Origin of the sequence: Streptomyces sp. NPDC087422 (genome assembly GCF_044744145.1) — a bacterium.
Lineage (GTDB): Bacteria > Actinomycetota > Actinomycetes > Streptomycetales > Streptomycetaceae > Actinacidiphila.
In genome coordinates this window covers 1-1733 of record NZ_JBIUXT010000028.1, presented here as the reverse complement: position 1 = coordinate 1733, position 1733 = coordinate 1, and the positions used below count along the sequence as shown (strand labels likewise).

Below are 1733 nucleotides of genomic sequence, written 5' to 3'. Positions count from 1 at the left end.
TCCCCGGACCAGTGCGTCATCAAAGCACAGCACTACTTCGTCAAGGGCATGATCGACATACCGGTCACCGACAGCGACGATGTGTTCTCCTGGGGCGTCTGGATCTCCGTCAGCCGCGAGAACTTCTCCCACGCGACGGACCTGTGGGACACACCAGGACGCGAGTCCGCGAATCCGTACTTCGGATGGCTGACCACCGAGTTGCCCCTCTACTCGCCCAGCACCATCAACCTGAAGACCCACGTCCACACACGGCCTGTCGGTGAGCGCCCTACATCGAACTCGAACCCACCGACCATCCCCTGGCCATCGAGCAGCGCACCGGCATCACCCTGAAGCGCGTCCGCGAGATAGCCGAAGCCGTACTGCACCCCACCGACTCTGAATCCGGATGACTTGCGATCTGACGCTGGCCTAGCGTTCCACCCATGACCTCCCTGGACAGCGACACCGACGACAAGCCCGGCATCACCATTCGCTGCCAGGACAACCCGGCCGTCGGCGTGAAATTCTGCGATCGGTTCAGCTTCGACGAAGACTCCGTGCACTATGCCGTCGAGCTGTGGGCTCCTGGTCTTGCCGCTCGTGTCAACGAGGTCGTGGCCTGGACTTGGGACAGCGATCTCGTCCCGTTCCTGGAGGAACTGGCCAGAGACTACCGAGGCTGGAACGGCGAGCGGGCCTGGCAGACCAACGACCAGGACTTGGCAGTAACGGCGGTCTTCCGTTCCGGAGGCCACGTCGGGCTGACCTGGACACTGCGCCCCTGGCCGAAGGCCGCCGGCGGCTGGACCGCCTCGGTGACCACATGGTTGGAAGCCGGCGAGCAGATGACCTCGCTGGCGTCCGACATCCAGCAATTCCTCGACGGCGCACAGCCGTGACCGCCGATCTGCGCATCACCTGGACTCTGGACGGGCACGGTTGGGCCGACTGCGTCGTCGAGGCCCCTCAGACGAGGGGCGAACTCACCTCGTCCTACATCACCGGCACTCCTGAGGATCTCCTAACGGCGGTGGCCCGCCTGGTTGCCGGAGAGACCGAGACCCGCGCTCAGTTCGAGTCCGAGCCAACCGCCTACCGATGGGTCTTCTACCGCGAGGACGATGACGTTTGGATCCGGGTGCTGGAACTGCCCAACGGGAGCGACCACGACAACAGAGGGACCGAGGTCTGGTCCGGCCAGACCGACGTCGACCAGCTCGCCCGAGCCATGATCCGCTGCTTCGACGAGGTGGCACGGACCTACGGCGAGAGCGGCTACCGCGGGAAGTGGGGAGAGCACTTCCCCAGAGCCGAGCTCAAAGCCCTCAGGCGGCTCTGGCACTCTCGTGAACGCCCCGAAGACGTATGAGCTGGACACCGCTCACTGCTCAGGTTGAGTGAGACGAACGGCCCCGCCCTGTCTCACCCAACCTGAACTATCCCAGGCCGGGGTGGCCCACCTCTACGGAGACTGGTCAACGCCGACAGCCGCAACCCGCAACAGCGAGGCGATCCCCGCAAGTTCGAATTCTGACCTGGGAAAACGCCAAGGTTCCAACGATGTTCCTGTCATGAACGACTCACAAACAGGCACTCAACTTGTTTTTTAACGACCGTGTCGGTTCGGCGAGTTGAGGGCCTTCTGACCAGCGAGGGCCGGGACGACAGCAGTGCGGCCTTGGTGTGATCATGTGCGTTGTCGAGACGCTGTTGATCACGCCAAGGCCGCGAGGGTGAGTCTGCTGCAC

At 63.7% G+C, this 1733-nt stretch carries 2 protein-coding genes and 1 pseudogene; all 3 read left to right on the top strand.

Translation table 11 applies throughout. From position 1 onward, the window contains the following. Positions 1–395: pseudogene (locus tag ACIO6U_RS36385) on the top strand (DUF2199 domain-containing protein); the annotation flags it as partial. 33 nt (positions 396–428) lie between these two features. Next, complete coding sequence (locus tag ACIO6U_RS36380; RefSeq protein ID WP_391053002.1) at positions 429–884, top strand: DUF6228 family protein; 456 nt, start codon at positions 429–431, stop codon at positions 882–884. Continuing rightward, entirely contained in the window at positions 881–1354 is a 474-nt protein-coding gene (locus tag ACIO6U_RS36375) for a hypothetical protein (protein ID WP_401725775.1), read from the top strand. The genes ACIO6U_RS36380 and ACIO6U_RS36375 overlap by 4 nt, the downstream gene beginning before the upstream one ends. The last annotated feature ends 379 nt before the right edge of the window (positions 1355–1733 follow it).